Raw genomic sequence first — 513 nt, 5'->3', positions numbered from 1 at the left:
ATAACTTTTAAATAAGGGGCGCATACATGTGGGCTATAATGCGAAGCAGCCCACGTGTATGCGTCCCAGCGAACGTAGTGAGTGACTTAATTTGGTTGTTAGGTGCGTGTTTAAACAAACCTTGAATTAACCTTTCCTGCTTGCAGCCTTAGCGTGGCATCCTTTGCGATTTTAGAATAAGTCAATGCACAGTCTTTGTCACTTTGCGACAAGTATATCCCTGAGATTTCCGTAGCAACCGATACAATGTATTCAAGTAATTCGTACTTTTGTGCTAACTCAAGAGCCACTAAATACGCAGTTAACTGTTCCCCACTGTCAATGGTGAAGTCAGCCAAAGTTTCCCACTGAAAAGGATGATCCAGAGTCGAGTTCTTGTGTGTTTCGCAGATGACTCTTAGCTTATTGTGTGCTTCCCAGTAAACTTTTTTAGAAGGCTCGTTGGCCATAGTCAAAGCGAGTTCTAGTATCTGTTCATGGAAAGGTGGTTTGAATGCCATTGGAGCACCTAAC

1 pseudogene is annotated in these 513 nt (G+C 42.9%); it reads right to left on the bottom strand.

Annotated elements, in window-relative coordinates:
• Window positions 1–110: 110 nt before the first annotated feature.
• Window positions 111–513, bottom strand: a pseudogene (locus J8L84_RS20230) (hypothetical protein); the annotation flags it as partial.

Source organism: Alteromonas sp. MMG017 (assembly GCF_018100795.1).
Lineage (GTDB): Bacteria > Pseudomonadota > Gammaproteobacteria > Enterobacterales > Alteromonadaceae > Alteromonas.
The sequence above is the reverse complement of the archived record's forward strand: the minus strand, read 5'-3'. Positions and strand labels throughout refer to the sequence as shown.